A 26,298-nucleotide genomic window follows, 5' to 3' on the forward strand; every position below is an offset into this window, starting at 1 on the left:
TGCATATATAATCTGAATATTCATAAAATTATGAGTATGATTTCCTTTTGGGACATATAAATTATAAAGTATATCACCATGATTTTTTAACATTTAAGTTTTTCCTATTTATATAAGTTCTCAATATGAACTTATATAAACCATTCCTACTTACCTCTTAGATTACTATTATACTGCATTAAAATGAAGGAGCTCCTTTTCTTTAACATAAAAATGAATTAGAAAAGATAATAAAATTAGGAGGATTACGATGCCCCAGCTTGATTCATTACATCCCATAGTAGAAAGAATAATCAACAATATTGAAAAATTAATGGTCGGAAAACGAAAAGAAACGATCTTAGCTTTGACAGCTCTCTTAGCTGAAGGTCATGTACTATTAGAAGATGTTCCTGGCGTTGGGAAAACAATGCTAGTACGTGCTCTTTCTAAATCCATTGATGCCGATTACAAGCGTATTCAATTCACACCTGATTTACTGCCGTCAGATGTAACAGGTGTTTCTATTTATAATCCGAAAGAGCTCCAATTTGAGTTCAAGCCTGGACCGATTATGGGGAATTTTGTACTTGCTGATGAAATTAATCGTACATCTCCAAAGACACAATCTGCCTTACTTGAAAGTATGGAAGAAGGCACTATCACAATAGATGGCATTACAAGATCGTTACCAAAACCTTTCTTTGTAATGGCTACACAAAATCCGGTCGAATATGAGGGAACATATCCTTTACCAGAGGCTCAGCTCGATCGTTTCTTGTTGAAGCTAAGAATGGGATATCCTACACCAGAAGAAGAATTTGAAATTTTAAACCGGATGGAAAAAACAAATCCACTCTCTCATTTACAAGCTATTACTACAATAAAAGAATTACTTTATTTACAACAAAGCGTACGGGAAGTAAGCATGGACAAAGCAATCAAGCATTACATTGTAAAACTTGTTACTCAGACGCGTTCTTATAGTTCTATACAGCTAGGTGCAAGTCCACGCGGCTCAATCGCTTTAATGAAAGCTTCACAAGCTTATGCATTCATCCATGGCAGAAATTATGTTATTCCAGACGATGTTAAATTTTTAGCTCCTTACGTTTTAGCTCACAGACTCATTCTAAAAATGGAAGCAAGATTTGAAGGAATAACAGGAGAACAAGTTATCGCCAAAATCGTTGCACGAACTACCGTGCCGACTCAAAGGACGAAAAACCTTTGATGAAACGAATACTACGAGCACTATATCACGTTACGAAGTTATTGCTAATCCCTTTATGCCTAGTCTTAACATTTGTGTACGCTATGCTTCAAGGAGGATTTGTAAGTTGGTTTTTGTTTTACAGTACGATTCCTATTGGTCTTTATTCACTACTACTTCCCTTCTACGCTTTACGAGACGCTGAAGTAAAACGAATAACAAACCAAAATGAATATGCAGCAGGAGAACAATTTTTAAGCACCATTACAATAAAAAGAAGATTTCCTTTTCCCTTACTTTATTTAATTATAGAAGATGAACTGCCATCACAATTTACAAATTGTAGACAAACGAAGGTGAATAAGGTAATACTCTTTCCAGGATTCAAACGGAATATTTCGTTTCAATATGTTATTGACACAATCCCTAGAGGAGAGCACACTTTTTCAAGCGTACGTGTCAAAACTGGTGATCTATTCGGTATGATGGAGAAGGAAGTAACTTTTTCAGTTCCAGATACATTTTTAATCTATCCCCAGTACGTAGATATAACGTATCGACAATTGGAAAATCATTTCGAACAAGGAGCGCTTTCAGCAAATATAAATTTAGCAAAAGACTCTACAATCTCTGTCGGTGTCAGAGACTATAAACCTGGTGACCGCTTTTCATGGATTGATTGGAAAGCAACTGCCCGAACAAACAATATTATGACGAAAGAGTTTGAACAACAGCGCAGCCATAATATCATGATATTCATGGACAGAACTGAGTCCCCTCTATTCGAATCAGTCGTAACATTTTCCGCCTCTATTGTAAGGGCTGTCTTGAAGCAAAATTCACCAGCGTCATTCGTGTCTGTCGGAAAAGAACGAACTTTTTTCCCTTTAGACAATGGAGATAGTCAGTTACAACAAATCTTTTGTCATTTAGCGAAAGTACAAGCAGACAGTGTATTCCCGCTCTCCCGGAGTGTAGAAATGGAATTAAGAAAAATTTATGAGCCCGTAACGATTATACTCGTGACAAGCGATCTTTCTCCCGATATTCAAAAGGCGGCTGACTATGCCGCTATTAAAAGTAGAAAATTAATGGTGTTTGTCGTGAAAGAAAAAGCAAATCAACTCTCACATCGAGAACTAAGTATTCTAGAAACTCTACAAAAACGAAAAATATTTGTAAATGTGGTTTATGGGAACCGGTATACAAACGTGTTTTTTGAGGTGAGCAAATGATAACATTACGAACAAAATACAAATGGGATATGAGCAGATTCTTCATGCATGTATGTGCATTTCTACTTTTACTAGAATGGCTAAGACCCCTTATAGGTATTACAAACGTAGGTAGATTAGATATTTTTGTAATATTTATAGGAATTTGCTTCACTCTCTCTTTTTTTCAAACAAGGTGGCAGATTCCAATAAAGATCGTCACGATCTTATTCATCATTCATTTCCTGTATTATAAAAATGCTTTTATAAATCCATCTTGGCTAACGAAATTTTTTGCTGATATTTCTCGAAATTCCTCTCTGTTTTTCCAGGGGAATTTGCTAGATATTTCTCCCGTTTTTCCAACACTTTTATTTTTTTTATCCTTTTGGTTTTTGAGTGCTTTCATCTCTTTTTGGATGATTCATAAAAAACGTGGGTTGTTATTTCTTATATTGACTATTATTTATATCACCATTTTTCATAACTTACATTTATACAATGCAAACTACGCTATTATTCGTACTATTGTCATCGGCTTTTTTATGCTTAGTCTTCTTCGCATAGAACGAATAAGAGAGATGGAAAACTTACAAAATTTTGCTAGAGAAATCTCAAAATTACTTAGACCTCTTACAATATTTATTGTATTGTCAGCAACTATCGCATACTTTGCTCCAAAATTTGGCCCTCAATGGCCAAACCCAATGGATTTTTTAAAATTCAACACATCCGAAGCAAGTAAAAAACAAGAAGTTTCTAAAATTGGATATGGTTTAGATGACTCGCGATTAGGCGGTCCTTTTAAGGCAGATCCTACAATTGTTTTCACAGCACAAACGCAAAACAAACAATATTGGAGAGTCGAAACGAAAGATTTTTATACAGGAAAAGGCTGGGAAGTTTCTGAAAATCAAAAAAAGATTTCTTTTAAAAATAAAAACGACGTCGTGAGCTGGTACGAACAAAATACAAAAACGGAGGCCACTGAGGCGACAATCACCATGAAAAAAAGTTATCCACACCTTACCTATCCAGCAGGATTAATATCAGTTGAGGCTTCTTCTAATGTATCATACAGCGTTGACCCCTTTTCAGAAAAAATCTATACGATGGACGGAGATTCTTCTACTATTTTAAATTCATATAAAGTAACATATGGGGTCCCAGAGTTTTCCATAGAAAACTTGAAAGCTGTAAAAACAAATGAAGGTCAAGAATCAAATCCTTATTTCATGACAAAGTACACGCAACTTCCCGAATCATTACCACAGCGAGTAAAAGACTTAGCTGTAAATCTAACAAATGATAAAGACAACCGATATGATAAAGTATTAGCTATTGAAAACTACTTTACCGACCATTCTTTTGTATATGAAACAATGAATGTGTTGTTCCCTTCCAAAAACCAAGATTATGTAGATCAATTCCTTTTCGATACAAAAAGCGGCTACTGTAATAATTTCTCGACGTCTATGATTGTGTTACTTCGTTCTACCGGGATTCCTGCTCGCTGGGTAAAAGGTTATACAGAAGGAACTCTTGATAATACACTTGCCTCTGCAGAAGGTGAGGATGTTTATAAAATCGCGAACGATAACGCACACTCTTGGGTCGAAGTATATTTCCCAGGATACGGATGGATTCCATTCGAACCAACAAAAGGATTTACTAATCCCTATAATTTTACAAATAATACTCCTGCTTCTACTTCACAAAATAACGAAGTAAATAATTCTAATAACGAGCCAATACACCAACGGAACAATGAAGCAAAGCTCAAAAGTTTAATAGAAAATACAGAAGAAGCCTCTACTAAAAAGATCACGAATTCTAAAAATGATTTTTCTTGGTGGTACGTATTCCTCTCTACGATACCGATTAGTATCATCGGATACATTCTCTTCACCACTAGAATGAAATGGATTACATTTTTTATTATTCTTTTCTATAAATACCTAAAAGATGATGCTGTTTATCAAAAAGCTTACGGTGCACTTTTAAAACAATTTGCGAGAATCGGCATACCACGGGGTGAAAGTCAAACATTCCGAGAATACGCTCTCCACATCGATACACTTTACAATTCGGCCGATATGCAACAACTTACTTTCAGTTATGAGAACGCTATGTATCAAAAGGAACAGGCCGCAGCCGAATGGAAGACATCCGTACACTTATGGGAAGTGCTTATGAAAAAAGCAGCTTCTCTGCCTAAATCAAACGACTACGATAGAGTGATTTAATCTTGATAATGTGAGTTTAAAGAAAACACCTCAAAGAGCTACTTTGTTCTTTGAGGTGTTTGTTAATAAAGTGAAACTCCTAATTATTCCCCAAGTACCTTCTCAATCTCAACCTCTAAATCCATCGGCTTCGTCTGTGGTGCAAAACGCCCTACTATTTTCCCGTCTTTTCCAATTAGAAACTTAGTAAAGTTCCATTTCACTGCTTTCATACCGAGTAAACCTGGCGCTTGTTCTGTCATGTATGTATAGAGAGGATGAGCCTTGTCACCTTTTACATCAATCTTTGCAAACATTGGGAAGTTCACACCGTAGTTCAATTCACAAAAACTAGTAATATCAGCTTCTGTGCCTGGTTCTTGTCCCCCAAATTGATTACAAGGGAAACCGAGTATTTCTAGTCCTTGGTCTTTATATTTATCATATACTTCCTGTAACCCTTTATATTGTGGTGTAAATCCACATTTACTAGCTACATTTACAATAAGAAGTGCTTTTCCTTCGTAATCTTTTAACGATTTTTCTTCTCCTGTTATTGTTTTAGCTGAAAAATCATAAACTGTCATTGTTCATACCCCTCTCTTCACTATCATTCTATGTTTATACTATACTACATTCGTGAATATACAGCTCTTATTACGTATTCACATACCGTAATGATAGCGCTTTATTTTCGTTCGAAAATTCGACACAATATACTAGACTTTTATGATGGAAAGTTTTACAATTAATTTGTGAACAAAATGTGACAGTTTATATTTCCATTATAATAGAAAAGGATGGTGTTCATTATGAAAACTGCACAACATGAAACGATTTCAAATCGCGAGTTTTATTTCGTACTATATATGATGTTATTGTATGTTATTGGCTGGGTAATCGATGTAAATGGTTTATTTTTAAGCTCCTACTTTAATTTAGCAGGAGAAATTATGCTTCCGATCGTTGGTGGCATTGTTGGACTGTTCGTTATGTCTATCAATAAAGAACAAACGAAATAACTACATTACAAAAGGGCAGAAGACGAGCTTTCGTTTTCTGTCTTTTTCTGTTTTTAGCGTATAATAGATACATACCGTATATAAGGAGTGGTAAGTATGAAAAAAGTAGAACAACTATCTTCTCATCTATATCTTATTGATGATTATGACTTACAACATGATGAACGCACAGGTACATACGTTTTATTAGGTGACGATATTACTTTAATTGAAACTTGTGCGGCCCCTTCTCTTCCCTATATTTTAGACGGCTTACAGCAATTACATATTAATTTAAATGATGTAAAAAACATTATCGTTACACATGTTCATTTAGATCACGCAGGCGCAGCAGGGTTAATGATGGAAAAGTGCCCAAATGCTACTCTATTTGTGCATCCGCGCGGGGCTCGTCATATGATTGATCCAACAAAACTAATTCTTGGCGCAAAAGCTGTGTACAAAGAAGATTTTGATAAACTTTTTGATCCAATTCTTCCAATTGAAGAAGAACGTGTTCATATTGTACAAAATGGTGATACATTAAAAATTGCAGAAGACCGTACACTCACATTTTATGATACACCGGGACATGCGAAGCACCATATTAGCATTCACGATTCATTAACAAACGGCATTTTTACTGGTGATACAATAGGAATTTATTATAGAGAACTCGCAGACCTTGATGTAGAACTATATCTACCATCAACGTCTCCTTCACAATTCCAGCCAGATGCGATGATTGCTTCTAAAAATCATATTCAAAGTATGAATGTAGATACTATTTATTTCGGTCATTACGGCGCATCATCCAATGTTACAGAAGTATATAACCAACTTGAACATTGGTTACCTATTTTCGTTAATACTGGAAATGAAATTTTTCAAAAACATACTGATTTTGATGAGGCTACTAAGGCATTACAATCTTTGCTACTGGAGAAAGTCTCCACTCATCTTACAAAGCTAAATGTTCCATCCAATCATTCTGTTTATAACATTTTACATCTTGATTTAGAAATTAGCGCGATGGGAATTATTGATTACTTAACGAAGCAAACAAAATCCACAATTAACTAATAGAAAACGAAGATATATACAACGCCATTATCGTATATATCTTCGCTCCTTGAATATATTTTTTAATAAAGGATGGTGGAATGGAATGCAAAAAGTGATACTATACCTCTGCTTTACATTATTTATCATCTTATTATTAGTTGTAGGTGTTAAAATTCAATTTTATTTAGATACAGACGCGCAAGTGAACTTTAACGTCTATCCAAGATTATTCTACTTTACACTCTTCCCTCTTTTGGTCGGCATTTTATTACGATTCCTACAATCAATTAATCGCGAAACGAGTAAACAAAACTGGAACTTTCAGCCGGATAAGTTTATCGCTATTACGTTGCCAACACTATTCATTGCCTTTTCTCCAGCTCTACTCTTTTCACCAGTTGGTAAATACCTACCTTATTTAACTAATATTATTCTTGTGAATACAACTTTCATTACCATTATTAGTTTAATAGCTGGTTACTCACTTTTAGATTGTTTGATACAAAAAGACAAGGAGAATAGTAAGGAATATAACTAAGTGATTTCCCACTTTCACTTTATTAAGCAAGTCAAGGTAATTCTGCCCCTGACTTGTATGCAAAAGAACCTAATGTTCAATTTTTAAGTGCCGTTGGTTATGCTGGGTTATTTATAAGTGCAATACTCCTAGTAAGAGTTGCTATACATGTGGTAAGGAAATTTAAGTAATAACAAAACGAGTATAAAATCGCATAGATTTTATACTCGTTTTTTATTGTTCATATATTTACGTTTCAATAAGAAAAGCTCACAGCTTAAGCTATGAGCTTTTTTACTTATCTCACCTTTTCATCTACATACTCCATAAACTGTTCTGCTTTAATAAATCTTTCTTTATACGCTTCAGGTACTTCTTCTACTGTTATCCCACCACTCGATTTCGCTTTTACTAATACAGTTTGATATGACATTAACGCTTCCATATATCGTTCATACTCTTCTGAAGTTAATACTTCTTTACTAGATTTATGGCCATTTAATTTATCAAAATACGGCTGAAGTTCCATTTCTACCTTTTTCATTTCCTCTTTTTTAGCTGGTGATAATTGATCATAATCAATATTACCGTTCGAATCCCCGTACTCAAGCTTTGCATTCGTTAATTTCTTTAGTTCTTTTGTAAACTCTTCATATTCCTTCGCACCCATTTCGTCTTTCGCTTGTGATAACTTTGCATTAAAACGCATGTATCCTTCTAATGTTATAGCTCCGGCATGTTTTTTTAAGTTCTCAAAAGATCCGTATATACCATCCGCCATAATAGATTGGTAAGCAAAACCAGTCGTTGGGATTAAAAATGCGGCTGCAAGCACTCCTGCGATAAGGCGCTTCTTCCTTTTACTTCCCCCGCTCTTCATTTTTATTTGAACAATTACTTTTTCTTTTAACTCCGGCGGGGCAATAATCCCCTTCGCTTCTTCTTGTATAGATTCTCTAACTCTACAATCTAAACTCATTTTACATTCCCTACCTCTCCTAAAAAGATTTCTTCTACTTGCTCTTTTTGACGTAGTTTCTTTAAGGCCGCATGAATTCTAGATTTCACGGTACCGATTGGAATATGTAATATTTGTGCTACTTCTTCTTGTGAGTAATCATGTAAGTATCTTAAGATAATAACTTGTTTCAATTTATATGGTAATTTATGAATGAGCTCAATTAATTTTTGGTTTGATATTTTACTTACAACATCGCTAGAAAAATCAATTTCTACTGGTTTTCTTTGCTCTTCTGCTTTTTTTACAATTCGCAGTCGCATCCACCTCTTTCTTCTATAAGAATGGATTTGTTTAATCGCAAGTCCAATTAACCATGGACGAAATGGCTTCTCACTATCATATTTACGAAGCGATTCATATAGCTGTATGTATATTTCCTGAACGACATCATCTATATCTGCTTTATCCTCTATTAAAAAATGTGCTGTCTTATATACTTCTTGAATCGTTTTATCATACAATTCGCTATACGCTTCTTTATTGCCTGATAAAGTTAATTGGATTAAATCTGTATACACTGTTTCATCTTTCATGTACCATCCCTCCTTTGTCTTACACTATATATTGGCAAGCAAACGATATTTCGTTCGATTTCTTTCAAAGATTTTTCAAATAAATTAATATAATGATGCAATAACTTCATAAGCTTCACTTATAACCCTGCATAACAATTATATAATTTTCCAATTCCTAATGAAGATTTAAAATAATATATATAGTCAAATTTAGGAGGATGTATATGAAAGCTATCGTTGTAACTTCATTCGGTGGTCCTGAAGTGTTGAAATATACGGACATGGATATTCCTACAATTTCAGATAATCAAGTTTTAATTCGTGTTGTTGCTACTAGTGTTAATTTCGCCGATATTAAATCACGCTATGGCAAAAAAGGAAACAAAGCATTACCTTTTATTCCAGGTATAGATGTAGCTGGTATTGTAGAACACGTAGGTTCTCAAGTGAAAAATATTCATTCTGGACAACGTGTCATCGCTTTCCCTCAAAACGGATCTTACGCAGAATACGTTGTCGCAAACGAAAATCTTACTTTCGTTTTACCTGATGAAGTCGATTTTCAAGCTGCAGCTGCCTGCCCTATCGTATCTTTTACAAGCTACAATTTACTTGCAAATGTTGCAAGACTACAAAAAGATGAAACAGTTCTAATCCATGCAGCTGCTGGTGGAATTGGTACTACAGCGATTCAACTTGCAAAACTATTAGGGGCTAAAAAAGTAATCGGGACTGTCGGAAGTGAAGCAAAAAGAAAAATTGCTTTAGATGCTGGCGCTGATTATGTTATTTGTCATCAAGATGAAGATTTTGTAGAGAGGGTAAATCAGCTTACACACGGAGAAGGCGTTAATATTGTTTTAGATTCTATTTCTGGAACTGTTTCTGAAAGAAGTTTAAACTGCCTTGCTTATTACGGTCGCCTCGTCCATTTCGGCAATGCTAGCGGAGAAGTTGGTAGTTTTCAAACGAAAGATTTACACGCAAGTTGCCGTTCTATACTCGGTTTCAGCTTTGGCACTACACGGAAAAAACGTCCTGAATTGCTTCAAGAAACTGCGAATGAAGTTTTCCGTTATTTACGCGATGGAAGTTTACAAATTAAGGCTACGAAATCTTTTCCCCTTCAAGATGCAGGGAAAGCACATGAATGGGTCGAAAGTAGACAAAGTACAGGGAAAGTAATACTACACGTTCAGACAGCTCCCTAAAATGAATACATGAAATAGAGGTGTTATTCATGGGATCACGAATTATGCATATCATTATCGCGAGCGGTATTGCTGAGAAACTATCTATTCAAGATAAAACTTCTTTCTTACTTGGTGGTGTAGCTCCTGATGCTGTTCATTCAAAAAAAGAAAAAGGAACTTCCCATTTTTACGCTGGTACAACGAAGAACTATACGAGAAGAATAGATTATGATTCATTTATTCATAAATACGAAGATCATATGGATTCCCCTTATATTTTAGGTTATTATACCCACCTCATTGCCGATGATAATTGGCTAAGCGGCTTTTTTCTACCTTGGCTTAAAAACAGAATAGAAAACGACGAAACTATCGCACCTATGTACTATAACGATTTTAAATTATTGAACGCACAATTGTTGCATCATTACGATAAAGAACAGCAGCTCTTCGCCCTACTTAATCAAGAGGCTAACATTGTGAATATAGAGGAGGTTTCTAGAGAGAATGTTTTAGCTTTTCGGCAATATATTTTTGAAGATATGCTATATCCTGAGCAACACTTGCACGAAAACTTACAAGTGTTTTCATTTGATCAAATCGTTGGTTATATTGAGACTGCAATTGAAAAAGGAACATTTTTTATAGAACAACTCGCTAATAAAAAATTGACTTCAAATATTTAATCCCCCTCATTATTTACGAGGGGGATTTTCACATAACTATATAATTATTTATTTTTTTCCATTACTGCAAAGTAATTCCCTTCACTATCAGCAAAGTTAAATACTTTACAGCCCTTTCCGAACGAGAAAGCCCATCGCCTTTAGGCATGGGCTAAAAGTAAGGTTGGATACGGAGTACCACTAAAAATCGTAAGGTTCATGGTACTTTATGTATACAAAGTATAGGTAGTTTCATTGGATCTTTTTGTTGTGATTTTTCGAAAATAAATGATACATTGTAACTATGGTAAATGATTATAGAAGAACGTTGCAAAGTTTATGGACACGTTCTTATTTTGTTTCTACAGCTAAAAATGTAGCAAATGAAAATATGTTGAAAATCAAAAACAAGGGGTGAAACGTATGTCACAGACCCTAACAGCGAAAGTGAAATTGATTCCAACAAAAGAACAAAGTCGTTTATTGGAAGAAAGTAGTCGTGAGTATATCAAAGTCATGAATATGCTTGTATCAGAAATGGTTGAAGCAAAAAAAAGTACGAAAAAAAGCACAAAAGATATTGAAGCAAATATCCCCAGCGCAGTGAAAAATCAAGCGATTAAAGACGCGAAAAGTTTGTTTGCTACAAAAGTAAAGAAAAGTCATTATAAAATCATTCCAATTATAAAGAGACCTGTTTGTGTATGGAACAATCAAAATTATTCATTTGATCCTACTTATATTTCAATCCCATTTAAGGTAAATGGAAAGTCGACTCGTGTAAAAATCCGAGCTTTATTAAGTGATAAAAACAATCGTAATCTGAATCTGTTAAAACATAAATTAGGTACACTTCGCATTACAAAGAAATCGAATAAGTGGATAGCCCAAATATCTGTCACACTTCCTATCAATAAAAGGACAGGAACGAAAATTTTAGGCATAGACTTAGGTCTCAAGGTCCCTGCAGTAGCAATCACAGATGATGATAAAGTTCGTTTCTTTGGGAATGGTAGGCACAATAAATATAAAAAGCGTAAGTTTCGTAGTGTCCGTAAGGAGTTAGGAAAAGACAAAAAAGTGAAAGCCATTCGAAGAATGGATGATAAAGAGCAAAGATGGATGCAAGATAAAGATCACAAAATAAGTCGTGCGATTATTAATTTTGCGATTGCAAATCATATTTCTGTCATTCGATTAGAACAACTAACGAATATAAGACAGACGGCAAGAACAAGCCGTAAAAACGAAAAAAACCTACACACTTGGTCATTTTATCGTTTGTCACAATTTATTGCCTATAAAGCAATGATAGCTGGTATTCAGATTGAATATGTGAATCCAGCTTATACAAGTCAAAGTTGTCCGAAATGTGCTAAAAAGAATAAGGCTCGAGATAGAAAATATAAGTGTTCGTGTGGGTTTAAGACACATCGTGATATCGTTGGAGCGATGAATATTCGCTACGCAACTGTGATTGATGATAACAGTCAATCAGCCTAAGCACCTTTATGGTCTGGTTTAGGAGGGGCAATGAGATGCCCTTATCTTGAAGGCTGTTCAAAGCAGAAATGGATTGCGAACGATTAGTCATTCAAGAATCCCACCCGTAAATCCGTAAGGATTCGGGCTTGCGACTTTAGTCGTGGGAGTCTCAACAGAAGGCATAGTTACCATCTCGCCAACTGTAACATTTTTATTTTATATGTATTTCTTCACGAAATTTATCAACTGACTCGTTCACTACTTTACCAATAAACATAAAAGACGTAACTACGCATAGTTACGTCTTTCTCATTATTTATCTAGGTTTTTTCTTACCAGTAAAGGCTGGTTTCTTTTTCTTTGGTGCTGGTGGTTTCGATTCTACAAATGTTCCTTTGAACATTTCTTGTTTCGTAAACACGATACCTAATTTTTTCGCAAATTGAAGTAATTTACGCTCTTCTTGTTCTGTTACAAGAGAAACAACTGTTCCTTCTTTGCCCATACGTCCAGTACGTCCTGAGCGGTGAATATATTGGTCTACTGTGTCTGGTAACTCTAAGTGGATTACGTGTGTTAAATCATCGATATCTAATCCACGTGCTGCAATATCAGTAGCAAGTAATATTTCTAATTTCCCGCTACGGAACGCGCGCATCGTTACTTCACGCTCTTGTTTGCTTGCCTCTGCATGAAGTGCTGCTGCTTTCATTTTACGGAACTTCAGTTTTTGAGTAATTTCATCTAAACGGAATGGATCATTTAAGAAGGCAACTGCTTTTACATTTCCCATATGCATAACTCTTCTAATATAATCATTTTTTTCACGACGCTCACAAACGATATACGTATGTTCAACTAGGCTCTGTGCCTCTGAACGTGTTACACGTACTAATTGTGGTTCAACTGTCAAATCACGTGCCGCATCTTCTGCAGCTTTTGTTATTGTCGCCGAGCAGAACACTAATTGACGATCGCGCATCGTTGATTTAATTACATCAAGTACAGCACCCATCATCTTTTGTTTTACAATTTGATCAAACTCATCAAATACAATCGTTTTCACTTCATGCATCTTTAATTTTTTCATGCGAATCAACTCTAAAATACGTCCTGGTGAACCGACAATAACTCTCGGATGTTTCTTTAATTTTTCAACTTGGCGCTTAATATCCGCACCACCAATTAAAGACGCACCTGAAATATCCGTTCCTGCTGTAAACTTTTGAACCTCTTCATGAATTTGCATAACAAGTTCACGAGTTGGCGCTAAAATTACAACTTGAGGTTGTTTAACTTCAGGATTAATTTTATGTAAAAGTGGTAATAAGTACGCTAATGTTTTTCCTGTTCCAGTTGGAGATTCAGCAATAACGTCTTGTCCTTCTAAAATAGTTGGAATCGCTTGTTTTTGAATTTCAGTAAATTCTTTAAAACCAGCCTTTTCCCAAGCTTGTTGTAAAAATGGTTGCATATCTTTTATCATTTGTTTTTCTCCTTTATCTCTATTTTTGAAGAAAATGTTGTATTGTTCGCACCGTTTCTATCATGTGTGAAATAACAGCTATTAAATCATCAACATGGTCTTCTGTAATCGATTTTTGAAATAGAACCTCTACCTTATTATGATATGAAATCGCTTGCTTATTATATTCGTATGAAATTTTTTGCGTAATCATTCGCTCTTTTCCCCATATAGAATGCAATAAAGTTTCAATTTCTTCGCATCCTATCTCTGGTTGCTCCATTTCGAACGAGAATTCCAGCTTCATTTCACAACCTGGTATAAACTGAGGTACTTCTAATATTTCACCTGATAAATTCTTTGCATCAACAGATAGTGAAAATGTCGCCTCTACCATCGTTTTAAATGTTTCTGTTAGTTGAAATGAAATACTATACATACGACTTAATGAAGCAAGGTCCATCACATCTTTTCGATCCGTTACGAGAATATCACCGTGTAAATCGAAATCATAGACAGCTCCTTCCACAATTACCTTTAAATTTTCAAAAGCAGTTGGATCAAACATAATTTCCTCCAAAAAACAGGCGCCTTTCGATGGAAAGGCGCCACTTGATGTATATATAGTTTACAGATAAACGAGATGAATTACAACCTTTTAGAATAAACCTACTGCTTTTCCATCTTCATTTACATCCATTTGCAGCGCAGCTGGCTGTTTTGGAAGGCCTGGCATTGTTAACATTGTTCCTGTTAACGCAACGATAAACCCTGCACCGATAGATGGTTTTAATTCACGAATTGTAACGATAAAGTCAGATGGGCGACCTAATTTTGTTGCATCATCTGAAAGAGAGTATTGTGTTTTCGCCATACAAATCGGTAGGTTACTCCAACCTTCTCCCTCATATTGAGCTAATTGCTTACGTGCTTTCGGAGCAAATTCAATATCTTTTGCGCCGTACACTTTTTGAGCAATTGTACGAATTTTTTCTTCTAATGGTAATTCTAATTCATAAAGTGGTGCGTAGTTGTTTTCACCTTTTTCAATTTCTTTTAACACTTTCTCAGCAAGGTCAACTCCGCCTTGGCCACCTTTCTCCCAAACTTCTGTTAAGGATACTGCATAGCCACGCTCATTGCACCATTCTTGTAAGTATGCAACTTCTGCATCTGTATCAGTAATGAATTTGTTAATGGCAATTACGAAAGGAACACCGAAGCTTTGAATTGTTTCAACATGCTTCTGTAAGTTCTCCATACCTTTTGCTAACGCATCTACATTTTCTTCTTTTAATTGATCTCTCGCCACACCACCGTGCATTTTAAGCGCACGAATAGTCGCAACAATAACTACCGCTTCTGGTTTAATACCAGCTGCACGTGCTTTAATATCTAAAAACTTCTCGGCACCTAAATCTGCACCGAATCCAGCTTCTGTAATAACATAATCACCTAATTTTGCTGCCATTGTCGTAGCGATAACACTGTTACAACCGTGAGCGATATTCGCAAATGGTCCGCCATGAATGATAGCTGGTGTATTTTCTAATGTTTGTACTAAGTTCGGTTTTAATGCATCTTTTAATAGAAGTGTTAACGCTCCTTCTACTCCTAAATCTTTAACTGTTACAGGTTGATTTGAAAAATTATAAGCGACAACAATGCGAGATAGACGTGATTTTAAATCTTGAATATCTGTTGCAAGGCAGAATACGGCCATAATTTCAGATGCTACTGTAATATCAAAGCCATCTTCACGTGGTACACCTTGAACCGGTCCACCAAGGCCAATTACTACATTACGAAGGGCACGATCATTTAAGTCAACACAGCGTTTCCAAACGATTTTACGCGTATCAATTCCAAGTGTGTTTCCTTGTTGGATATGATTATCAATGAACGCCGCTAATGCGTTATTGGCAGTTGTAATCGCATGAATATCTCCAGTAAAGTGAAGGTTAATATCTTCCATTGGTACTACTTGAGAATAACCACCACCTGCTGCTCCGCCTTTTAATCCCATTGTTGGTCCAAGAGATGGTTCGCGAAGTGCAATTACTGTTTTCTTACCAATTTTATTAAAAGCTTGACCTAAACCAACTGTTACTGTTGATTTACCTTCTCCTGCTGGAGTTGGGTTAATCGCTGTTACTAAAACAACTTTACCGTCTTTCTCATCTTGTAAACGCTTAAAAATATCAAGAGATAACTTGCCTTTATAATGTCCGTATGGCTCTAGTTCTTCTTCTAAAATATTTAAATTAGCTGCAATTTCTTGAATCTTCTTCATACTTGCTTCTTGTGCGATTTCAATATCAGATTTAACTGTTGTAGTAGTTGTCATATACCCTAGTCCCCCTTTAATTGATTCTGATGATATTGTATCAGTTTTTTGTATTTTCTGCACTTATTTACCTCCTAAAACCCTTCAATTTTGTTATACGTTTTTTAACATAAATACCCATAAAAATGTTAACGCTTGTTGTAACTCTGTAGGTAGCTGACCTAACATCTTCTCATTTACTCCGCGCTTATATACGCCGGTACCATCTACAACTTCAAATCCTTGTTCTTTTGCTAACTGTTCAAATTCCCAAGGCATCATCGTATTGCAAACAACGTCTTTGCCATATAGGCGCGGATAACTGTTCTCTCTCGGTTTTGCTGTCGGTCCTAAAATTGCAATACATGCGTATCCATCTTTCTTTAAAACACGCTTTATTTCATTTAATGCTCGCAACGGCTCCTCGGTCCATTCTAAAGAATTAATTGCCATAATTGCTTCAAATTTCTCATTTTCAAATGGTAATGAAGAAAGATCACCTTTTATAAAAGATAAGTTTGGGTCTTCTCCGCGCTCCTTACCCTTTTGAATCATAACTTCCGATAAGTCCACCCCAACCGCTTTGTAGCCAGTAAGACTTAATTTATATGTACCATACCCATCACCACAGCCAACATCTAACACTTGTACTTCCTTTTCCACGTACTGCTCAAAAAATGGAATGATTGTACTCCTGCTCCCGCTATCCCACATTTCTTGACTATTTTGATTCCAAAACTCTGCATTGTTATCCCATTTTTTCTCTGCCGATTCATGCCAATTAAACTTCGCCATACATTCCCCTACCTTCACGTATTATCATTCATTTCATTCTACATCATGTTCCAAAATCCCTGTTTATCTTCATAAGGAGATAAAGTGAAACTTTAATCAGTGGGGGTGTTTGTTCGTCCGCCACTGATTATTCTTTGAACCAATCGGGTTTTTATGGGCAGCCCGACTCCCATCTAACTTCTTTGCTCCAGCCGAATTTTGAGGTGGGGGTCTTACTGCACGGCAAATAGCGGGATAAACAGGATAACAACGGAATCTATTTTCTCCAATTTTTGCTTTACTTGGGTTTAACTCATACTCATGTTCTGCTCCTTATGAAAGATACTATAGATACACCCAATTGAAAGAGAGGGATGTACATGCGAAGAAAGAGAAATCATCATTTTAAAAGTGGTGAAAAAAACGAAGAGTATGCAGCTGAAATATCTCCGGCTGGTATTCCGATTAGACATGAGCGCAAAGAAATTGCAAATGAAATAGAAGGTACAAATACCGGTGCAATGATCGGCTATGTCGCATTATTTCTTTCGTTATTCTCCATTGCTTTTTATCCTGTTACACTCGGCTCCCTTGCTATTTTAGTTGGCTTATTAGCTGTCAATTTTGGAGCGAGAACACTTGGATATACCGCAATTGGTTTTGGTAGTTTTTCTGTTTTATTTACTTTACTCTATCCGCTTGCTTTGTCAGCGTTTTAAAAAAAACACACCAAGTTATACTTGGTGTGTTCATTCGTGATACAACATAATATGACCGCATCCACAACAATGCTTCGCTGTAATTTCTTGAAAAACTGGATAATTTTCTTCATCTCTATGCTCAATAAACACCTTTTCAAATCGGTACATGTTTGGCGCATATGCCCAATCTTGTTTCGTACGTGCATATAATGTTGAAGAAAAAAACTCCTCACCACCACAAACGATACATCCCTTCTTCATCAATACCCCTCCTATGCTTGTCTTACTTCATCTATATGAACATAAGCATAAAAAAAAGACCTTCTATTACTAGAAAGTCTTCTCTGAAACAAAAAGAAATGTACCGAATATACCTACTCCGCTATATTCTTTCGTAACACCAGCTTCTGTTTTATACGTTTGCTTTACAGTCATAAAGAAAACACCATTTCGTGCATCAATACTTTCAAACTGTAATTTCTCTTTTTTTTCATCTACATTTTGCGTGCATTCAAAGCTACTCTCGTCACATTTCAATGCATACTTATCCTCTAAATACAATTTAAAATCTGATTCTTTCGGACAAGTTATAAGTAATATTGCCACGAGAATAATACTTACAATACCCACAATTGTATAATATTTCTTCATTTGTTCTCCTTTCAAAAGACAAGAAAACTTGACTTCATGCGCCAAGTTTTCTTAGTCTACAACCCATTGCCACTCTTGTTCTTTCTTATCAAAAATGAGCCAACCCGTTTCTGTTGCTTCCGCTTTCAATTCATCGATATTATCTAGTACCTCATCCGTACTTTCGAATGATCCTACTACATATACCGGAATTTCAAGACCTCTTCTCGACTCAATTTTCCCCGCTAAATCAATGTATAATCCATCTTCCATTAACGGCATAAGCCCAAGGATAACTTCCTTTGAAATTGCTGGGAAAATTTTTGATTTTTGGAAGAAAGTAAAACGTTTCTTTCCAAACGAACCGAGTTTATATGGAATCACTTTACTCAGCATTCCTACAAAATCACCGATTCTACGGTAATACACTTTGTTGTACCAACCGTCATCATGTGAAAAATAAACGAATCTATTCTTCAACAATGGGAAGAACGTTCTTCCAAGTGGTTCTTTTTTGTGAGCCAAATATAATAATTCTGCAATTTCTTTTGGCTCTAACTCATCTAAATCGCTTGCATCATCGAAATCTACCCAACAAAATTCATCAAATTCATCAATCTCTGCTTGAATGAGTTTATGTATGTTTTCTTCCTCAACATATTCAAATAAAGTATGATAATGAAAATCTGTCCACTCAAAATTATGCTTTAAAAGCAATACTTGATGAAGCGGTGAAGGGATGTTACTTGCAAACTCTTTAAACGTAATTCCAGATGTAATAAAACAATGACCCCGACGATTACCATTAATATATATCATATTGTTTACTTGGTCAGATCCTCCAGACAAAGCACCTAGCCACCTTCGTTTTATATGTTTCAATTCTATAGCATATTTTAACATGAAAAATTTTAGAAACATAGAAAAAACTTCAAAAACTATTTACAATTTCATGTGTTTTATTACATACTGATTACAAGAAAAAACGCCTGCTTATGAGCAGGCGTTTTTAAAGGATTTCATCTGGGTTTTGAGGGTGATGATTTCCCTCTTTCTTTTCATCTGTTTGGAACATCGATTGAATTTTATCAATTGTTTGTGGAGCTAATTCAATTATTTTTTCCGCTAAATGTGTCGCATTTTGTAAATGAAGAATATTTACCCCGTCTTTATTCACGACTAGAAATGCTACTGGTGTAATAGAAACACCACCCGCGCTACCGCCACCAAATGCAGGGTTACCGTTCGCTCTTTGTCCATCATTCGTTTGGAAATCAGAACCTCCTGCTCCAAAACCGAACGCTACTTTAGAAACCGTTAACACCACACCACCGTCAGCCGTTTGAACAGGCTCTCCAACAATCGTATTTACATCAACCATTTCTTTTAAATTTTCCATTGCTGCTTTCATTAACCCTTGAATTGGATGATCCACCGTTCATAACCTCCTTTGTCATATCTTTCCTAGTTTTTCCGAAAGTTTGTGAACTAAACATAAAATTTTATATTGATTTCAAAAAACTTAAGTTGTAATATTTAGAAAAATAAAAAAAGAGGTCGATTCGTTATGATGCGAAAATTAACAAAGAAAGATCATGAACAAGTATTCGCTTACCTAAAAGAAGAAGCAGCCATTAACTTGTTTATTATTGGAGATATTGAAGCTTTCGGTTATGACACAGATTTTCAAGAATTATGGGGAGTATTTAAAGAGAACGGAACATTAAAATCGATTTTACTTCGCTTTCACGATACATTTATACCGTATAGTAAAGAAGAGTTTGTGGTTACTGACTATGAGGCACTTCTTTCCGCATATAAGCCGCTTAAACTCTCTGGCAAGTCAACTATTGTAGAAAGATTTGAAACTGCTCCAAGTGTACAACTAGGCGCCAAAAATGAAATGTATTTTTGCGAATGTCTAAATGACAGCAACTTACCTAGCACACCTGTCCAAGAAACAATTAAACTTGCCACACTAGATGATGTGGAGCGAATTATGCAATTACGAAGTAACATTGCTGAATTTCCAGTTGCTAATGAATCAGAGAAAATATTAAGACAAACTCTCGAAACAAATACAGGACGTACATATTATATTGAAAAAGACGGTGCTATTATCGCATCTGCTTCTACTTCCGCTGAAAATTCACTATCGGCTATGGTTGTTGGAGTCTGCACACATCCGAATCATCGCGGGAATGGATATGCTTCGCTCATATTACAGAAAATGATCCAAGACTTTACGAAAGAAGGCCGAACGCTTTGCTTATTTTATAACAACCCAGCTGCTGGACGAATTTATAAAAGTTTAGGGTTTAAAGATATTGGAATGTGGACGATGTATCGTTAAAAAGCCGATTTATTCATCGGCTTCTTTTATTTTATATTTTGCTATTCCAGCTTGAAATATTTTCTCACTTCAAAGTCATAATTACTTGTCTTTCAATGAACCCAAATTCTTCGTACATCTCTTTTGCAAAATTTCCAGCAAATACGTTCAAACGAATTTCGGAATACTTCTCCTTCAATTCCTTAATGCCAGCCTCCATCAATTCTCGCGATAATCCTCTCCCGCGATATTCTGAAAACACATACAGCTCATATATAAATCCAAGTTTTTTACGAGAAAAATAGTCTGTATTTTCCCCTATTAATATCCATCCCATTACTTTATTTTCTTCTTTAATGACTAAATAATATGCCCCTTTTTCTATTATTGGCTTTGTAATTTCAATCGCTTTTTCTTTACTTAACTGACAATTCCCTCTCGTTCCTTCGAAAAGTGATTGAGCTGCATAATGTAATATTTTTTCCGTTTCTTTCTCATTCGCTTTTGTAATCATTCCTTTCTCCCTCCTACCCTCTAATCATCATTGAAATACCATTTTCAAGTCCCTCCGACTCAATTACAATTGCCATCAAGCCCTTTTCCGTACTCGTCTCATGAAACTCACCCTTCTCCCAAAACACAGCTTGTCCAGCTTCCACCTTCACTTTTTCTTTATCTGCCCCGCATACATATCCTTCACCATCCACAATAAGAAGCAGTTGAGATACAACTGCTTCATGATATCCGATAATTCCATTCTCTTGTAAATGCATGGCACCGATATGTATATTCCCTTGATGTTTTAATATTTTTGACATTATAAAGTTAGATTGAAATGCTGATATATGCTCTCCCACTTTTTCACTGAAATCAAAAATTTTCATTTCTGATCCTCCTTATATGTATAAAACCATTCTCACTGTTTGCAGCATATGTCCTTCGAAATCTTCTTCAAATTGCTCTAAAGCCGCAAAACCTTTTGCTTCATAAAATCGTTTTCCTTTTTCATTTTCCGCTTCTACATGAATGTACATTTTTCGAATCCCTTTTAACGTCGTGATCCCTTTTTGTAACAAAGCTGTCCCTATCCCTTTCCCTTGCTGATCTGGCAACAAATAAATTGCACCTAATTCTGCTTCGTTTTGCAGTCTAATTGGTGAAAAATTTGCAAAGCCAATTACTTCTCCCTCTTCTTCCGCAACAAATAAATGTGTATTTTCAAGACGATATTTCATTTTTTCATCGGAATACGCTTCATTTAAAAAGTTGTCTTGAATCTCTCCCGGAATAATTCCTTCGTAAGTATCATGCCAAGCTATTTTCGCTACGTTTTGTACAGCATGAATATCTTCTTGCTTCATTTCTCTAATTACATATGTCATCTCGATGTCTCCATTCTCTTTAAATTACACTCTGCTAAAATACTAGAAGAAACGGCAGAACCATCTTCATAATTTACCTTAATTAATTTTAACTTCTCAATCGAAGCTAGTGTAACATTAAATTTTTCATATATATATTCCATTACACTTAAAAATTGATTTGAATTTAACCCATTAGCAATCGTGCAATGCGGAATCCATTTTCCTGGAACGTAATAGGACTGTGGATTATCATGAAAAGTTTTGAAATAATCATGATAAGAATGATGAAGTCTTAATAATTCATCAGTAATGGTTGGTGCTAGAAAGATCGTTCCGTTAGTAGGAAAAGTTCCAACTGAAGGAAAAGTTACAGCGGAGATGTTCTCTTGAAAAACTACAAACTCCTCTAATTTCTTCGTATATAAATTAACATCTAACTCATTATAATCAGCCAATGTAATATGTGGTTCTACTCCAGCTAGTTGATTTATTCCAATTATATTTGTTAATTCATTTTGCAATTCTTTAATTTTATTAGTAAACACACTATCCAATGTAGCAATAATTGCGTACATGCTTCCTCACCCCTTCGTTACACATAGCGCTTCCCACTCTTCACGAATCATTCCCATTCGAATAGAGTCATAGTATGTCCCGTTATAATAACGGCATTTTCGCATTCTACCTTCTAATCGCATTCCTATTTTCTCCGCTACTTTCATCATTCGTTCATTACCAGACCAAGTCGTAAGTCCTACTCTACCAATCTCCATATTTTCAAATAGCAAATCTCTATATAGTTTTAATGCTTCTGTACCATATCCACCATTCCAGTATGCTGGGTCATAAATTACGATTCCCATTTCTAACCAACGCGTCGGTTTATGTTCCCAATAAAATCCGACTGTCCCTATAATTTGACCGTTATTTTCTATTATTAAATTTGATAGCGGTTCTTCTTGTAAACGAGTTTGCATCTTCTCTTTATAGGACGAATATTCTTGCATTGAGAACGGAAAATACGGTGCATCCCATTTTTTCCACTCTGGATTTTCTTCTTTATATATGAAGCTCCATAATGTTTTTATATCTGATTCTTCAATTGTACGAATTGTAACTTTGTTCCCCTTTAATATAACGTTTTGCATAATTCCCTCCTACATTCCTCTTTATTTCATATACAATTATAATATTTTTTCAGAAAAATCAAAACAAATATCATTTATTATATTGTATAATTTTGTTATAAAATACGAATTATTTATGTAAATTAGCCTATTTTTTCGAGTTTAATTTAGAAACGGAACTTCGGAAAAAATCAGATGAAGTACGAACTCGTAACATAGTTAATAAAAAATAGGAGGTTATATCCCTCCCATTTTAGCTAAATATTGTATTCCTCTTCTTTTCTATCTCAAGTAGAATTCCTTTCTCTATCCAGCCTTCTACACCATCTTTTTTAATTAAATCATATCCGACACAACTACCATCAATGAGAGAAACAACATCCCCGTTTCTAACGCTTAATTGTGCACAAGAAATATCCGTTTTCACTGTATACTCACCTGATTCAAGTTGCTTTATATACTCGTTTTTCACATGAAGTAATTCATTTGTTCCTAGTTGTTTACATACGGTAAAACCTTTCATTCTCTCCACAGGCTCTATATAATAATGCGGATATGTAACCCCGCCCTGCATTACTGAATTCGCATTAAAATCGGCCAATACTTCATACTGCGGAAAATGATCTACATATGTATAAGAAAACGTATCACCTGAAGTTGTCCTCTGAATAATAAATGCATTTAATTGCCCTGCTTCTTTAATCGCATTACCACCATCAATCGCAATAATTTTTTTCTCCTTATCAATAACTGGATTGTTAGACGACGCCTCCTCGGAATAGTTCACAACAGGCCAATGTCCAACAATTACGTACTTATCCGCTCTATGTGATTTATTAAAAAACTCCGGCATTGCAATTGCATTTTTCCTGTCTGTTTGTCTCCAATTCTCTCTATCTTCAAGACCAGCATGTACAAAGATATAATCTTCTGTTTCAATCGCTGTCGGTAATTCTGTTAGCCACTTTATTTCTTTTGAAAAATAGCTCATCAATATGTTTTTCACTTCACAAATATCACTTTCTTCATTAACTGTAACGTTCAATTGCCCTAGCCATTCATTAAAAATTGTATTTTTTCGCGTACATAAATAATTTATTAGCGCAGGATTTTCATTTACAAGCGCTTCAACTACAACTTCACAATTCCCTTCAACTACATAAACATTTGGCTTGCTAACTACTAAATCCATCACATAGTTTACGACGCCAATGCTATCGTTCCCCTTCTCACAAAGGTCACCATTTATAATTAAATAATCATCATCTTTAAAATTAACTTTATGTAATAATTCCTTTAAAAGATTTAATTCGCCATGAATATCAGATATTACGATAACTCTTACACCTTTTGGGATTAATAGTTTCTGAATTTTTTCCAAGTATGAACTCCCCTAACCTTCTTTTAATTCCATATTATCGTCTCAATTATAAAGAGACTATTCGACAAAATAAGTAATTAACCCTCCTCATTCTTCAATTCTAAATTAAAAGGGGTTCCATATGTTTTCACACATAGAACCCCCTTACTATTATAATTCTTTATAAAAAGAATAGCTTACCTTATCATAGCCTTCTCTTTCATAAAAACGATGTGCATCAGCTCTTGGAAACGCTGATGTAAGAACGATAGAACTGCACCCTTTTTCTTCCCCCCATTTTTCTACATATGACAGCAGAACCTTACCATATCCTTTTGATCTGTGAGCTTCTGCAGTTACAAGATCATATACGAAAACATGTTTCTCATTATAAAAATTCGTACAAATCGCTACACCAGCTAGACTAACAACTTCGTCATCTTCATTCTGTAACGAGAGTAGTTTATAATTTTCTTTTTTCATTTTTTGAAATAAAGAACTTGCTTCTTCTCTTGAAATTTTTGTTCGTAATTGCTGTAATACAGGGAATACATCATGTAAATCAGCTTCTGTTACTATTTCTCTAATATTCATTTTGATTCTCCTCTTTCTATTTATTAAATTTTCTAAATGTTGTATCATCATTATAAAAAGTAACTGCCCTTAACTTAAGTGACAGTTCGATTATTTTTTATATGGCCAGTTTTTAAAGGAGAATTCTTAAAATGGATCTTACTATCCCATTACAATTAGAAAGTAAAACACCAATTTATTTACAAATTTACGAATATATGAAACGAGAAATCTCTCAGGGATCACTGCCTGCCGGTACACGCCTTCCTTCTCACAGAAATTTAGCGATACAACTTAATGTTAGCCGTATTACTGTTGAATCTGCTTATCAACAATTACTAGCTGAAGGTTATGTAGAAAGTAAACCGAAGCGCGGGATTTTTGTTGTGGAAGTTGATATTGATGTCATTCAAAATAAACAACACGTTGCGTCAAACAGCGCTAACAATACTAAAAATGAACAATATGACTATGATTGTAGCCAAGGCCTTATTGATCAAAAAGCTTTTCCAATTACAAACTGGAAAAGAGCATTACAAGAAACTTTATTCCAGTATGAAAATGAATTATTTGCTAAAGAAGATCCTCAAGGTGAGTTCATTCTACGAGAACATATTTCAAAATATTTATATCATGCTCGCGGGGTACATTCTACACCTGATCAAATTATTATTGGAGCCGGTACGCAGCCTCTTCTTTGGTTACTACTCCAACTGCTTGGTTCAAAAAAAGAATATGGAATCGAAAACCCTGGATTTCACCGTATAACTGCTATGATTCAAAGCTCTGCTCTTCCTGTTCACCCTATACCTCTAGATGATAAAGGGCTTCATATTTCAGCTTTACGTGAATCAAGTGCTAATGTAGCATACGTCACTCCATCTCACCAATTTCCTCTTGGAATGATTATGCCATTATCTAGAAGGCTCGAATTATTAAGATGGGCCAATGATTGCGAAGGATATATTATTGAAGATGATTATGACGGGGAATTTCGTTATATAGGAAAACCTATCCCCTCTTTACAGGGACTAGATTCAAATGAACGCGTTATTTATATGGGAACTTTCTCGAAATCCTTTTTACCTTCTTTGCGAATGGGGTATATCGTTTTACCACCTCATCTTTTAAAAATCTATAAAGCGCTTGGGGGCATGTTTAAACAAACTGTTTCTACCCTGCAGCAACTTGCCTTTGCAACCTTTATTCAAAATGGGGATTGGGAACGTCATATTAATCGAAGTCGTACGTTATATAAAAGAAAACATATTTCTTTAGTTAAATCTATTACAAATGAAATGGGCAATAACGTTCATATACTCGGTGAACAATCAGGGCTTCATATCGTACTTCATGTTCATAATGGGATGAACGAACAAGAACTTATTCATGCTGCTGCAAACCAACAAATCAAATTATACCCACTCTCTACATATGATTCTGTACATAATTTAAGCGAGGCGTCATATGTACTACTCGGTTTCGGCAGCATTCCCGAAGATAGTATCGAAATTGTAGTCAAATTACTAAAGGAATCCTGGTTCCCTAAGTAA

Annotated in this window: 30 protein-coding genes and 1 pseudogene; 12 read left to right on the forward strand and 19 right to left on the reverse strand. The window is 35.2% G+C overall.

Annotation, left to right across the window (positions count from 1 at the left end):
* The first annotated feature begins 250 nt into the window (after positions 1–250).
* The 3 genes from MKX66_RS09330 to MKX66_RS09340 are packed head-to-tail and all read left to right on the forward strand — an operon-like array spanning position 251 to position 4,652.
* The gene (locus tag MKX66_RS09330) at positions 251–1,213 is read left to right on the forward strand and encodes an AAA family ATPase (protein WP_002135924.1); all 963 of its coding nucleotides are present in this window, start codon (positions 251–253) and stop codon (positions 1,211–1,213) included.
* Positions 1,213–2,427 carry a DUF58 domain-containing protein gene (locus MKX66_RS09335; RefSeq protein WP_341085977.1) on the forward strand — a complete coding sequence of 405 codons (1,215 nt, stop codon included), beginning with the start codon at positions 1,213–1,215 and terminating at the stop codon, positions 2,425–2,427. The genes MKX66_RS09330 and MKX66_RS09335 overlap by 1 nt, the downstream gene beginning before the upstream one ends.
* On the forward strand, positions 2,424–4,652 hold the full coding sequence (locus tag MKX66_RS09340) for a transglutaminase TgpA family protein (RefSeq protein WP_107887959.1): 2,229 nt from the start codon (positions 2,424–2,426) through the stop codon (positions 4,650–4,652). Before MKX66_RS09335 ends, MKX66_RS09340 begins: the two co-directional genes overlap by 4 nt.
* Positions 4,653–4,735: 83 nt before the next feature.
* Here MKX66_RS09340 and bsaA read toward each other — a convergent pair whose 3' ends face one another.
* Positions 4,736–5,218, reverse strand: a complete 483-nt coding sequence (bsaA, locus tag MKX66_RS09345) for a glutathione peroxidase (RefSeq protein ID WP_002135920.1) — start codon at positions 5,216–5,218, stop codon at positions 4,736–4,738.
* 225 nt (positions 5,219–5,443) lie between these two features.
* On the opposite strand from bsaA, the gene MKX66_RS09350 reads away from it, so the two are divergent.
* The 3 genes from MKX66_RS09350 (at position 5,444) to MKX66_RS09360 (ending at position 7,235) form a co-directional block, all read left to right on the forward strand.
* Positions 5,444–5,653 carry a DUF3925 family protein gene (locus MKX66_RS09350; RefSeq protein ID WP_002127081.1) on the forward strand — a complete coding sequence of 70 codons (210 nt, stop codon included), beginning with the start codon at positions 5,444–5,446 and terminating at the stop codon, positions 5,651–5,653.
* Between the two features lie 96 nt (positions 5,654–5,749).
* Positions 5,750–6,715 (forward strand): MBL fold metallo-hydrolase, encoded by a 966-nt coding sequence (locus tag MKX66_RS09355; protein WP_002141446.1) that lies wholly within the window; start codon positions 5,750–5,752, stop codon positions 6,713–6,715.
* An 85-nt stretch (positions 6,716–6,800) separates the two neighbouring features.
* The gene (locus MKX66_RS09360; RefSeq protein WP_002135918.1) at positions 6,801–7,235 is read left to right on the forward strand and encodes a hypothetical protein; all 435 of its coding nucleotides are present in this window, start codon (positions 6,801–6,803) and stop codon (positions 7,233–7,235) included.
* Between the two features lie 277 nt (positions 7,236–7,512).
* Here MKX66_RS09360 and MKX66_RS09365 read toward each other — a convergent pair whose 3' ends face one another.
* Both MKX66_RS09365 and MKX66_RS09370 read right to left on the reverse strand, forming a co-directional pair.
* Positions 7,513–8,193, reverse strand: coding sequence for a DUF3600 domain-containing protein (locus tag MKX66_RS09365; RefSeq protein WP_002135916.1), 681 nt, complete (start codon positions 8,191–8,193; stop codon positions 7,513–7,515).
* Positions 8,190–8,768, reverse strand: coding sequence for a sigma-70 family RNA polymerase sigma factor (locus MKX66_RS09370; RefSeq protein ID WP_002031567.1), 579 nt, complete (start codon positions 8,766–8,768; stop codon positions 8,190–8,192). Before MKX66_RS09370 ends, MKX66_RS09365 begins: the two co-directional genes overlap by 4 nt.
* 206 nt (positions 8,769–8,974) lie before the next feature.
* Between MKX66_RS09370 and MKX66_RS09375 the strand changes: the two genes are divergently transcribed.
* Together MKX66_RS09375 and MKX66_RS09380 are read left to right on the forward strand one after the other, a co-directional pair.
* Entirely contained in the window at positions 8,975–9,961 is a 987-nt protein-coding gene (locus MKX66_RS09375; protein ID WP_341085981.1) for a quinone oxidoreductase family protein, read from the forward strand.
* A gap of 29 nt (positions 9,962–9,990) precedes the next feature.
* A complete protein-coding gene (locus tag MKX66_RS09380; RefSeq protein ID WP_098635340.1) occupies positions 9,991–10,629 on the forward strand; it encodes a zinc dependent phospholipase C family protein in 639 nt (212 codons plus the stop codon).
* Positions 10,630–10,673: 44 nt separating this feature from the next.
* Here the strand turns inward: MKX66_RS09380 and MKX66_RS09385 are convergent.
* Positions 10,674–10,736 (reverse strand): annotated as a pseudogene (locus MKX66_RS09385) (VOC family protein); the annotation flags it as partial.
* Positions 10,737–11,031: 295 nt separating this feature from the next.
* On the opposite strand from MKX66_RS09385, the gene MKX66_RS09390 reads away from it, so the two are divergent.
* A complete protein-coding gene (locus tag MKX66_RS09390) occupies positions 11,032–12,111 on the forward strand; it encodes an RNA-guided endonuclease InsQ/TnpB family protein (protein WP_002085987.1) in 1,080 nt (359 codons plus the stop codon).
* Positions 12,112–12,409: 298 nt separating this feature from the next.
* Here MKX66_RS09390 and MKX66_RS09395 read toward each other — a convergent pair whose 3' ends face one another.
* The 4 genes from MKX66_RS09395 to MKX66_RS09410 form a co-directional block, all read right to left on the reverse strand.
* On the reverse strand, positions 12,410–13,579 hold the full coding sequence (locus MKX66_RS09395) for a DEAD/DEAH box helicase (protein ID WP_002012513.1): 1,170 nt from the start codon (positions 13,577–13,579) through the stop codon (positions 12,410–12,412).
* A 19-nt stretch (positions 13,580–13,598) separates the two neighbouring features.
* Positions 13,599–14,126: a hypothetical protein gene (locus MKX66_RS09400; RefSeq protein WP_002065080.1), complete on the reverse strand. Its 528-nt coding sequence runs from the start codon at positions 14,124–14,126 to the stop codon at positions 13,599–13,601.
* 90 nt (positions 14,127–14,216) lie between these two features.
* Positions 14,217–15,905 carry a formate--tetrahydrofolate ligase gene (locus tag MKX66_RS09405; RefSeq protein ID WP_002031556.1) on the reverse strand — a complete coding sequence of 563 codons (1,689 nt, stop codon included), beginning with the start codon at positions 15,903–15,905 and terminating at the stop codon, positions 14,217–14,219.
* A 93-nt stretch (positions 15,906–15,998) separates the two neighbouring features.
* Complete coding sequence (locus tag MKX66_RS09410; protein WP_002085991.1) at positions 15,999–16,679, reverse strand: class I SAM-dependent methyltransferase; 681 nt, start codon at positions 16,677–16,679, stop codon at positions 15,999–16,001.
* A gap of 359 nt (positions 16,680–17,038) precedes the next feature.
* Here MKX66_RS09410 and MKX66_RS09415 point away from each other — a divergent pair, with 359 nt between their 5' ends.
* Positions 17,039–17,377: a hypothetical protein gene (locus MKX66_RS09415; RefSeq protein ID WP_001253195.1), complete on the forward strand. Its 339-nt coding sequence runs from the start codon at positions 17,039–17,041 to the stop codon at positions 17,375–17,377.
* Between the two features lie 30 nt (positions 17,378–17,407).
* Here the strand turns inward: MKX66_RS09415 and MKX66_RS09420 are convergent, their stop codons facing one another.
* The 4 genes from MKX66_RS09420 to ytfJ form a co-directional block, all read right to left on the reverse strand.
* Complete coding sequence (locus MKX66_RS09420; RefSeq protein WP_002012518.1) at positions 17,408–17,620, reverse strand: hypothetical protein; 213 nt, start codon at positions 17,618–17,620, stop codon at positions 17,408–17,410.
* A gap of 69 nt (positions 17,621–17,689) precedes the next feature.
* Complete coding sequence (locus tag MKX66_RS09425) at positions 17,690–18,010, reverse strand: hypothetical protein (RefSeq protein ID WP_002118741.1); 321 nt, start codon at positions 18,008–18,010, stop codon at positions 17,690–17,692.
* 51 nt (positions 18,011–18,061) lie between these two features.
* Positions 18,062–18,838, reverse strand: a complete 777-nt coding sequence (locus MKX66_RS09430) for a hypothetical protein (RefSeq protein ID WP_002085994.1) — start codon at positions 18,836–18,838, stop codon at positions 18,062–18,064.
* 160 nt (positions 18,839–18,998) lie between these two features.
* Positions 18,999–19,424, reverse strand: a complete 426-nt coding sequence (gene ytfJ, locus MKX66_RS09435) for a GerW family sporulation protein (protein ID WP_002127061.1) — start codon at positions 19,422–19,424, stop codon at positions 18,999–19,001.
* 132 nt (positions 19,425–19,556) lie between these two features.
* Here ytfJ and MKX66_RS09440 point away from each other — a divergent pair, with 132 nt between their 5' ends.
* Positions 19,557–20,342, forward strand: a complete 786-nt coding sequence (locus MKX66_RS09440) for a GNAT family N-acetyltransferase (protein ID WP_215591182.1) — start codon at positions 19,557–19,559, stop codon at positions 20,340–20,342.
* Positions 20,343–20,406: 64 nt separating this feature from the next.
* On the opposite strand, the gene MKX66_RS09445 is transcribed toward MKX66_RS09440, so the two are convergent.
* The 7 genes from MKX66_RS09445 to MKX66_RS09475 all read right to left on the reverse strand — a co-directional run bounded on the left by MKX66_RS09445 (position 20,407) and on the right by MKX66_RS09475 (position 24,766).
* Complete coding sequence (locus MKX66_RS09445; protein ID WP_341085985.1) at positions 20,407–20,835, reverse strand: GNAT family N-acetyltransferase; 429 nt, start codon at positions 20,833–20,835, stop codon at positions 20,407–20,409.
* Positions 20,836–20,848: 13 nt separating this feature from the next.
* Positions 20,849–21,205 (reverse strand): cupin domain-containing protein, encoded by a 357-nt coding sequence (locus MKX66_RS09450; RefSeq protein WP_107887955.1) that lies wholly within the window; start codon positions 21,203–21,205, stop codon positions 20,849–20,851.
* 12 nt (positions 21,206–21,217) lie between these two features.
* Entirely contained in the window at positions 21,218–21,703 is a 486-nt protein-coding gene (locus MKX66_RS09455) for a GNAT family N-acetyltransferase (RefSeq protein WP_002127033.1), read from the reverse strand.
* Positions 21,700–22,260 carry a 2'-5' RNA ligase family protein gene (locus MKX66_RS09460; protein WP_326996495.1) on the reverse strand — a complete coding sequence of 187 codons (561 nt, stop codon included), beginning with the start codon at positions 22,258–22,260 and terminating at the stop codon, positions 21,700–21,702. The genes MKX66_RS09455 and MKX66_RS09460 overlap by 4 nt, the downstream gene beginning before the upstream one ends.
* Before the next feature lie 6 nt (positions 22,261–22,266).
* Entirely contained in the window at positions 22,267–22,833 is a 567-nt protein-coding gene (locus tag MKX66_RS09465) for a GNAT family N-acetyltransferase (protein ID WP_002031502.1), read from the reverse strand.
* A gap of 232 nt (positions 22,834–23,065) precedes the next feature.
* Positions 23,066–24,193: a metallophosphoesterase gene (locus tag MKX66_RS09470; RefSeq protein WP_341085987.1), complete on the reverse strand. Its 1,128-nt coding sequence runs from the start codon at positions 24,191–24,193 to the stop codon at positions 23,066–23,068.
* A gap of 150 nt (positions 24,194–24,343) precedes the next feature.
* On the reverse strand, positions 24,344–24,766 hold the full coding sequence (locus tag MKX66_RS09475; RefSeq protein WP_088032670.1) for a GNAT family N-acetyltransferase: 423 nt from the start codon (positions 24,764–24,766) through the stop codon (positions 24,344–24,346).
* 131 nt (positions 24,767–24,897) lie between these two features.
* Between MKX66_RS09475 and pdxR the strand changes: the two genes are divergently transcribed.
* The gene (gene pdxR / locus MKX66_RS09480) at positions 24,898–26,298 is read left to right on the forward strand and encodes a MocR-like pyridoxine biosynthesis transcription factor PdxR (RefSeq protein ID WP_341085989.1); all 1,401 of its coding nucleotides are present in this window, start codon (positions 24,898–24,900) and stop codon (positions 26,296–26,298) included.

This window comes from Bacillus sp. FSL R9-9530 (assembly GCF_038008145.1).
GTDB lineage: Bacteria > Bacillota > Bacilli > Bacillales > Bacillaceae_G > Bacillus_A > Bacillus_A mycoides.

Bases quoted from the DNA above. Each gene is read 5' to 3' on its own strand.
- MKX66_RS09450 (WP_107887955.1), bottom strand. From the start codon at position 21,205: ATGAAAATTTTTGATTTCAGTGAAAAAGTGGGAGAGCATATATCAGCA.
- MKX66_RS09340 (WP_107887959.1), top strand. From the start codon at position 2,424: ATGATAACATTACGAACAAAATACAAATGGGATATGAGCAGATTCTTC.
- MKX66_RS09335 (WP_341085977.1), top strand. From the start codon at position 1,213: ATGAAACGAATACTACGAGCACTATATCACGTTACGAAGTTATTGCTA.
- MKX66_RS09400 (WP_002065080.1), bottom strand. From the start codon at position 14,126: ATGTTTGATCCAACTGCTTTTGAAAATTTAAAGGTAATTGTGGAAGGA.
- MKX66_RS09355 (WP_002141446.1), top strand. From the start codon at position 5,750: ATGAAAAAAGTAGAACAACTATCTTCTCATCTATATCTTATTGATGAT.
- MKX66_RS09360 (WP_002135918.1), top strand. From the start codon at position 6,801: ATGCAAAAAGTGATACTATACCTCTGCTTTACATTATTTATCATCTTA.
- MKX66_RS09395 (WP_002012513.1), bottom strand. From the start codon at position 13,579: ATGATAAAAGATATGCAACCATTTTTACAACAAGCTTGGGAAAAGGCT.
- MKX66_RS09370 (WP_002031567.1), bottom strand. From the start codon at position 8,768: ATGAAAGATGAAACAGTGTATACAGATTTAATCCAATTAACTTTATCA.
- MKX66_RS09460 (WP_326996495.1), bottom strand. From the start codon at position 22,260: ATGTACGCAATTATTGCTACATTGGATAGTGTGTTTACTAATAAAATT.
- MKX66_RS09445 (WP_341085985.1), bottom strand. From the start codon at position 20,835: ATGATTACAAAAGCGAATGAGAAAGAAACGGAAAAAATATTACATTAT.
- MKX66_RS09330 (WP_002135924.1), top strand. From the start codon at position 251: ATGCCCCAGCTTGATTCATTACATCCCATAGTAGAAAGAATAATCAAC.
- MKX66_RS09375 (WP_341085981.1), top strand. From the start codon at position 8,975: ATGAAAGCTATCGTTGTAACTTCATTCGGTGGTCCTGAAGTGTTGAAA.
- MKX66_RS09440 (WP_215591182.1), top strand. From the start codon at position 19,557: ATGATGCGAAAATTAACAAAGAAAGATCATGAACAAGTATTCGCTTAC.
- bsaA (WP_002135920.1), bottom strand. From the start codon at position 5,218: ATGACAGTTTATGATTTTTCAGCTAAAACAATAACAGGAGAAGAAAAA.
- pdxR (WP_341085989.1), top strand. From the start codon at position 24,898: ATGGATCTTACTATCCCATTACAATTAGAAAGTAAAACACCAATTTAT.
- MKX66_RS09455 (WP_002127033.1), bottom strand. From the start codon at position 21,703: ATGACATATGTAATTAGAGAAATGAAGCAAGAAGATATTCATGCTGTA.
- MKX66_RS09390 (WP_002085987.1), top strand. From the start codon at position 11,032: ATGTCACAGACCCTAACAGCGAAAGTGAAATTGATTCCAACAAAAGAA.
- MKX66_RS09475 (WP_088032670.1), bottom strand. From the start codon at position 24,766: ATGAATATTAGAGAAATAGTAACAGAAGCTGATTTACATGATGTATTC.
- MKX66_RS09365 (WP_002135916.1), bottom strand. From the start codon at position 8,193: ATGAGTTTAGATTGTAGAGTTAGAGAATCTATACAAGAAGAAGCGAAG.
- MKX66_RS09425 (WP_002118741.1), bottom strand. From the start codon at position 18,010: ATGAAGAAATATTATACAATTGTGGGTATTGTAAGTATTATTCTCGTG.
- MKX66_RS09405 (WP_002031556.1), bottom strand. From the start codon at position 15,905: ATGACAACTACTACAACAGTTAAATCTGATATTGAAATCGCACAAGAA.
- MKX66_RS09465 (WP_002031502.1), bottom strand. From the start codon at position 22,833: ATGCAAAACGTTATATTAAAGGGGAACAAAGTTACAATTCGTACAATT.
- MKX66_RS09415 (WP_001253195.1), top strand. From the start codon at position 17,039: ATGCGAAGAAAGAGAAATCATCATTTTAAAAGTGGTGAAAAAAACGAA.
- MKX66_RS09350 (WP_002127081.1), top strand. From the start codon at position 5,444: ATGAAAACTGCACAACATGAAACGATTTCAAATCGCGAGTTTTATTTC.
- MKX66_RS09420 (WP_002012518.1), bottom strand. From the start codon at position 17,620: ATGAAGAAGGGATGTATCGTTTGTGGTGGTGAGGAGTTTTTTTCTTCA.
- MKX66_RS09380 (WP_098635340.1), top strand. From the start codon at position 9,991: ATGGGATCACGAATTATGCATATCATTATCGCGAGCGGTATTGCTGAG.
- MKX66_RS09410 (WP_002085991.1), bottom strand. From the start codon at position 16,679: ATGGCGAAGTTTAATTGGCATGAATCGGCAGAGAAAAAATGGGATAAC.